Origin of the sequence: Facklamia sp. P12955 (assembly GCF_050409565.1) — a bacterium.
Classification (GTDB): domain Bacteria; phylum Bacillota; class Bacilli; order Lactobacillales; family Aerococcaceae; genus Facklamia.
The window spans coordinates 57,075-63,786 of record NZ_JBNUPF010000010.1 but is presented as its reverse complement, the minus strand read 5'-3'; the positions used below and the strand labels follow the sequence as shown (position 1 = coordinate 63,786).

At 31.1% G+C, this 6,712-nt stretch carries 6 protein-coding genes; 4 read left to right on the top strand and 2 right to left on the bottom strand.

The features are described 5' to 3' along the window. Positions 1-775: 775 nt before the first annotated feature. Together ACQV2G_RS04265 and ACQV2G_RS04260 are read left to right on the top strand one after the other, a co-directional pair. Positions 776-1,375 (top strand): type IV toxin-antitoxin system AbiEi family antitoxin domain-containing protein, encoded by a 600-nt coding sequence (locus ACQV2G_RS04265; RefSeq protein WP_428875290.1) that lies wholly within the window; start codon positions 776-778, stop codon positions 1,373-1,375. 77 nt (positions 1,376-1,452) lie between these two features. Next, positions 1,453-2,211, top strand: a complete 759-nt coding sequence (locus ACQV2G_RS04260) for a nucleotidyl transferase AbiEii/AbiGii toxin family protein (RefSeq protein WP_428875289.1) — start codon at positions 1,453-1,455, stop codon at positions 2,209-2,211. Positions 2,212-2,855: 644 nt separating this feature from the next. On the opposite strand, the gene ACQV2G_RS04255 is transcribed toward ACQV2G_RS04260, so the two are convergent. Beyond that, entirely contained in the window at positions 2,856-3,491 is a 636-nt protein-coding gene (locus tag ACQV2G_RS04255; protein WP_428875288.1) for a DUF2812 domain-containing protein, read from the bottom strand. A gap of 1 nt (position 3,492) precedes the next feature. After that, the gene (locus ACQV2G_RS04250) at positions 3,493-3,813 is read right to left on the bottom strand and encodes a PadR family transcriptional regulator (RefSeq protein WP_428875287.1); all 321 of its coding nucleotides are present in this window, start codon (positions 3,811-3,813) and stop codon (positions 3,493-3,495) included. A gap of 1,465 nt (positions 3,814-5,278) precedes the next feature. On the opposite strand from ACQV2G_RS04250, the gene ACQV2G_RS04245 reads away from it, so the two are divergent. Beyond that, positions 5,279-5,695 (top strand): NUDIX domain-containing protein, encoded by a 417-nt coding sequence (locus ACQV2G_RS04245; protein WP_428876215.1) that lies wholly within the window; start codon positions 5,279-5,281, stop codon positions 5,693-5,695. A 276-nt stretch (positions 5,696-5,971) separates the two neighbouring features. Next, the gene (locus ACQV2G_RS04240; protein ID WP_428876214.1) at positions 5,972-6,517 is read left to right on the top strand and encodes an N-acetyltransferase family protein; all 546 of its coding nucleotides are present in this window, start codon (positions 5,972-5,974) and stop codon (positions 6,515-6,517) included. The last annotated feature ends 195 nt before the right edge of the window (positions 6,518-6,712 follow it).

The following is a 6,712-nucleotide window of genomic DNA, read 5'->3' as shown; positions in this document are numbered from 1 at the left end:
GAGTAATGTTCGTATATCATGAGTCCTGGCACAGAGTCCTTTCTATTTTAGTTACAACTTTTAATAGATCGGACTTTTGTGTTTTTATGTACCAAAAATAGGGTGGAAGGAAGTGTTTTTCTTCCATCCACCCTATTTATTATAGAGCCAAAATAAAAAATAGAGTTGAGGTCTTCGGCCATCAACCCTATAAATTATAGAATCAGAAATTCACCAAGTGGGGTTTCGATTCGGGTCAAACTTTATTATCAAAAGTGAGAGCAAATAGAAGGTGATTTTACCGAGAGGGTCACGGAAAACATTCCAAAAGAATGGCGAGAACCTGAACAGATAAAAATGGCCATAGAGTAGAAAAAAACGGGGATAAAATTTGTAACTTGTAACTAAGTTTTTAAAAGCCTATGAATTAGGCGAGTGAAAATCAGAAGTTAGTCCTAGCAAAAGTTTCAAGACTTATCAAGAAGATTTCTGCCTCATTGAAACACTTTTGAAAGTGCAGGTTACAGTTACAAACTCTCCTGTGTCAATTTTTCCAAGAAGATAAATTAGAAAATAAATTTTAAAAAATTGAATAAAAAATGAATAGCAAGCACAGCAAGTGAGTACTCACTTGCTAAAATGTTTCCGGTCAATTCATTTATAAATTTATATGCAAATTTTTAGGGATAACCCTAAGATCTTAGAAGTAATGAACAAAAACTAAAGAAACTCACTTCACAAACGTGCGTTAATAATATATAATTAAAGCGCGAAAGATGATAGGAGAGAAGCAATCATGAATAAAGAAAAAGACCTTTTAGAAAAATTATCTGATGAACATGGCTTAATCTTTGTAAGAGAAGCTGAAGCCAAAGGCATTGACCGATATAGACTATCTTACTTGGCTAAGGAAGATAAAATAGAACGAGTGGGTCATGGTGTTTATACTTTGAAAGATGAAATCATTGATGATTACGTCTTGCTTCAAAGAAGCAGCAAACGAGTGATTTATTCTTACCATACTGCCCTTTATTTTCATGATTTAGCTGACAGAGTGCCTTCCCAGATTCATATTTCTGTTCCCCAAGGTTACAATGCGTCCAGACTAAAAGAAAGATTTGATGACCTTGTTGTTCACTATGTAAAGATAGAACTTTTTGAATTAGGGAGAGAAATGACCACAAGTCCTCTAGGTGGAGAGATTATTCTATATGATGTCGAACGAACCATTTGTGATATTGTAAAAGACCAAAGGAATATCGATTCTCAAATTTTTACAGGAGCTATTAAAGAATATTTTGGTAGAGGAAATATCAACTTCAGAAAACTTATTAAGTATGCTAGAGCTTTAAAAGTCGAAGAAGAGATAAGACGTTATTTAGAGGTGATGATATGAGATCAAGTGAGCAAATAAAAGGGAAAATCAAGCACTTAGCCAAGACAAAAAACCTAAAGCCACAGGAAGTTTTTCAAATGTACTTTTTTGAAAGAGTCCTAGAAAGACTAGAAAAATCTTTCTACCGGCATTCCTTCATTATCAAGGGAGGACTTCTAATTTCTTCTCTCATTGGTATCGATAATCGCACGACCAAGGATATAGATGCGACGGTCAGAGGCATTACCTTAACGGAAGAAAATATTACTAAAATTGTGAAAGAAATTTTGGCAATTGATGTTCAAGATGGGATTGATTTTGTCTTTGAAGGGGTAAGAGAAATCAGAGAAAGCGATGAGTATGAAAATTACCGTATTAGCTTTTCGGCCCGCTATGGCAGAATTAATAATCCCATGAAGATGGATATCACCACAGGTGATGCTATTACACCAAAGGAAATGATTTATCAATACCCACTAATGTTTGATGAAGGTCATGTGGAAGTCATGGCTTATCCTTTGGAAACCATTTTGGCAGAAAAGATTGAAACCATCATCAGAAGAAACATTGCCACTACAAGGATGAGAGATTTTTATGATATCTATCTCTTGCGTAAACTTTATGGGGATAAAATTAACTTTAAAACTCTAGCACGTGCCATTGAGAATACGTCTAAGAAAAGAGAATCTTTAGATGATTTGGCTGATTATAAAGAAATTTTAGAAGATATATCGAGTGATGATTATCTTAAACAGCATTGGCAAAACTATCTTCAAGACAACCCTTATATCGGAGAGGTTGAATTAGATGATACCTTAGATGTTTTATCAGAAATATTCCAAAAGATAAGCAATTGATAGAAAAGTTTGTATGAAAATTATGAGTTAGTCCACCATTTTAGTGGGTTAGCTTTTTAAATTGGATTGAGGATAAAGAAACTTAAAAAAGAAGTATCACAATCTGAATGCTCTTTATGAAATCCTGATTTAGGACGCCATCTTCAAGAAAACATTTTAATCATACTAACTTATAATTCATTAGTGATACTAAAATGATACTATTCCTTTAAAAACAGAGGAAAATATGAGTAAAAACTAGACTCTATTCACAAAAGTGACTATTAAAAAACTTATAAATAGCCATTTCAAGTTTTCCATCAAGGAGTGGGAGTAATTTGATAAAAAGAATAATGGATCAATATCAACGCTTTAAAAACGCAAATAAAAAATTTAAAGAAGAAAAAATAGTGTTAAGAATGGCTTCTACTTAGTTAGAATGAGCTAAAACTCTAGTCTATATGACTGGAGTTTTTTATATTTTTTCTAATTTAGACTATTAGAGTCATTATTAAGAAGTATAACAACAAGAATTTGTTTAAGATAATGAAAGATGATTCAAAGAAACGTGAGGAATCTATAGCATCTTACGAAAAAATATGGTGAGCAAAGAAAGACGACAGTAATAATTCATCACTGTCGTCTTTGATGTTTTTTCAAAAATATTAATTGCTATTATGAATTAAGTCATTATATTTACGCTTATTTACAAAAGCTTCAAACCCCATCCATGCTGCTAATATCAACCAAATAACTTTAGAGAGTAGTCTCATTAATGCAAAAGGAATTTCAAATATAAAGGAAGACCAGAACTGCCAGCCGGTCATTTCCCATAAGCCAGGTGTAAGAAATGCAGTCCTTGGGTTAAAAAGTGAATAACTGATATCTCCAGTAGAAAAGATAGTAAAGAAAAACAGAAATATAATAGACCAGTTTAGAGCTTGTTGGCTGTAGCGCTTGTATATTTCAGCATAGGACTCTTTATTTGAATAAATAAAGTCTTCTGAATTAGGATTATTTTGCTGAAAGTAATGCACACTGAAATTTTTCCTGCTTGAAACAACTGTCCATCCCATATCACTAAAAAGTTGAATGTAGTTTTGATATTCACTCGATTTCTCAAATTCACGATAATCAATCCGAGTAATAGGAACTTTATCATCAATTTTTTCAAACACAAAGCAAGCAGGGAACTTTTTATTTATAAAGCGATAACCTTCTTTTCTAAAGGAGTTAATCCAAGCTTCTTGTTTGTCTAAATCTTTGAATAAGAATACTTTCCTTTTTATAATTTGTTTCATTTTAGCTTTCTCCTCTCATCAGTTCTTCTGCAAGGTTAAGCAATTTGTGCATTCTCTTTGTTTCAGCTTCAATGACATCATAACCAGATTTAGTAATTTGGTAGACTTTGCGACGTTTGTCTTCGCTTTTTACCTCTTTAATCCAACCTTGTTTTAGTAAATTATCTAAGGCACCATACATGGTGCCAGGCGCAATTTTTACATTGTTATTACTAAGCCGATCAACTTCTTGCATTATTATATAACCGTGTGCAGGTTTTATTAGTGACAACAAAATTAAATAAGTCGTTTCTGTTAAGGGTAAACTGGGGTGCCTAGGCATAATATTAGCTCCTTTATATCGTTAAACTATTCAGTTGAACTGTATAGTCCGATTGTATATCGTCAAACTGAATAAGTCAATACATATAAAGATAAATTCTGAAATCGGACTATCGAGAGATTGGAAAAGGAAGCAACTAAAATTGAACCTATTTAGAAATATTGTCTGAAAAGAAGTTGCAGTACTGTCAAAGTTCATATTAATTTACTCTTCTATATTCATAAAGAATATCTTATCATGAGAATACACTATTAAAATTTTTTATGTTACTGAATAAAAAAACATAAAGGAGAATTGAAATTTGGATTCATATTTCTACATTATTTTATTTTCAACTATTTCAGCAATGTCCAGAGGATTAATAAGTGTGATTGATAGGTATCAAATAGGGTATAAAAAACAATCTGTGTTAAAAGTTAATTTTTCAAACAATTTATATACGCTATTATTCATAATAATTTCGTTCTTTTATATAAATGTTAATGATCTGTTTACTATGATTCTTAATTATAAAATAATCATTTACAGCATCTTAGTACAAATTGTTGCAGTAGGATACTCAAAACTATTTAAACGCTTATCCATTTTTGAATCGGCGATCGTATCAAAAACAGCTGTTTTTTATTCCTTTAGCCTTATTTTTTACGACAGGAAGAATAAATTTTGGTAATTATTTCATTTCTATCTTAACAACTATCATAATTATTATTTGGGTAAAGAAAAAAAGTGATTTAAAAACATTATTACATGGAGTAATTATTATTGTTCCACCGTTAGTTATACAAGCTTGCTTATTTCCTCTTTTGGTTGGAGACTATAAAAAATATTGATTCACTGATTTTATTTACAGTAAGTACTTTAATATTAAGATTTTTTGTATCTTTTATAAGTTTGATTCCAACCTTAAATCAAACTGATTGGAAAAGACACAAAAAAAACTCTTTCGATAATCTTTATTTTTTAGAGCAATTTTAACGTGTATTGCACAAATAACATTTGTTTTTGTGACATCTTCTAATATTTCTTCAATTGCTTGGATCTTCTTAAATATTACATCGCTTTATGGAGTAATGTTTTCAAATTTGATTTTGAAAGAGAGTAAGAATAAGAACGAGATTTATATAATCATTGTTGTGAGTACTATAACAATTTTATCGCAATTATTAATTCATGGATGATTTACACGAAGAATTTAAAAAAGCGATTTTTGTAAAAACTATCTGCACTAAAAAAAGGCTTATATAGTTGCAAAATAAATTGGCTGGATCTAAATTTTTAGGCACTACTGCTCGATTTCGTGTCATAATTAGCCATAATGCAAATAACGGTGATTGATGTTGAGTTTAAAAACTTTCTACTAGGAAAACAAATTAAAGAATGATCTACCTTTTAGAGTGATTATTGAGTTAGTTTATTCTTAAAATTTAAAAGAGCAAAAACATAATTAGATTGAGGAGGTTTAATCATGAATCAATTGAATTTTATAGGTGTTAAAGTAGCACTCATTAATAAAGGGAAAGTATTAACTATTTTAAGAGATAATCTCCCAAACATTCCTTATCCTAATATGTGGGATTTAGCTGGTGGTGGAAGAGAAAATGAAGAATCACCATATGAAACTATGAGAAGAGAGGTTAAAGAAGAATTAGCTATTGATATTTCTGAATCAAATATTGTATGGACCAAATACCATGAAAGCATCACAAATGCAGGAGAAAAATCAGTTTTTATGGTTGCTAATATATGTGATAGTCAAATCGAGAATATAAAATTTGGAGAAGAGGGACAAAAGTATGAAATGCTAGCTTTTGAAGATTTTATTGATAATGAAGATGTAATCGAACAATTAAAAAAACGTTTCTTAGAATATCTTAATAAGTAATTTAAAACTAACCAATCTCAGTTTGTTAAGTAACAAACTCTTCTAAAACAATGAAGAGTTTGAATCTACAACCATTGATATTGCGTAATATTTTTCACCCGAATCTAGTGTCAAAGTTATGAAAAGAGCAAATAGTAAAGATGAAAACTGGGTTCAAACCTTCTGCTAAGGAAACGAAATGTCGAGTTAAGTGCTTTTTAGAGCAACAGATGATTATTTTCCTCTAAAAATAATACTAGGAAAAAGTACAAATTTAAATATAAGTGAGGAATTAATATGATATACACACCAGAAAATTTTAAACTAAAAGATGGCAGAATCTGTAAAATTCGAGAGATTCAAGTAAAAGACGCTGCAGAAACTGTTGAATATTTGAAAACCATTATGGGAGAATCTGACTTTTTGAATTCCTATTCAGAAGAAATAACCATAACTGTTGAAGAGGAAGCAAAAATGATAAAAGGCTTTAATGAATCTGATAATACACTTATGATTGTTGTTGAAATGGATGGAAGACTGATTGCAAACGGCACAATAACAAGACTGAGAAAACAGAAAATGCGCCATCGAGGAAATGTTGCCCTTGCTGTGCTAAAAGAATTCTGGAACTTAGGAATAGGGAAGAAGTTACTTCAAGTTCTCGAAGACTATGCTAAAGAATGGGGCCTTTCCCAACTTGAGCTTGACTATTTCTCAGGTAATGAAAGAGGCAAGGCTCTTTATGAGAAATGCGGATTCATCCAAGTGGGAGAAACTCCTAATGCCTATATTTTGAAAGATGGAAACCGATACAACAATATAAAAATGGTAAAAAGTATTTAGAAAAGCTTTAGTTCTACAAATCCCAGTTTATTGGATTAACAGTCCACCTGAATATCTAGAAAACTTAGTATATATAAGTGTTGATATTACTTTATGATTTCACAGGTGAGTTTTGTGTCATAATTATGACAACGGTACATAGTAGCGATGGTGACTGGGTTCTAGGCTTCTACTGGAGAAATGAAACATAGCAAA

What these genes read in the sequence shown, in the direction of transcription:
- ACQV2G_RS04265 (WP_428875290.1), top strand. Translation starts at nt 776, where the DNA reads ATGAATAAAGAAAAAGACCTTTTAGAAAAATTATCTGATGAACATGGC.
- ACQV2G_RS04260 (WP_428875289.1), top strand. Translation starts at nt 1,453, where the DNA reads ATGTACTTTTTTGAAAGAGTCCTAGAAAGACTAGAAAAATCTTTCTAC.
- ACQV2G_RS04255 (WP_428875288.1), bottom strand. Translation starts at nt 3,491, where the DNA reads ATGAAACAAATTATAAAAAGGAAAGTATTCTTATTCAAAGATTTAGAC.
- ACQV2G_RS04250 (WP_428875287.1), bottom strand. Translation starts at nt 3,813, where the DNA reads ATGCCTAGGCACCCCAGTTTACCCTTAACAGAAACGACTTATTTAATT.
- ACQV2G_RS04245 (WP_428876215.1), top strand. Translation starts at nt 5,279, where the DNA reads ATGAATCAATTGAATTTTATAGGTGTTAAAGTAGCACTCATTAATAAA.
- ACQV2G_RS04240 (WP_428876214.1), top strand. Translation starts at nt 5,972, where the DNA reads ATGATATACACACCAGAAAATTTTAAACTAAAAGATGGCAGAATCTGT.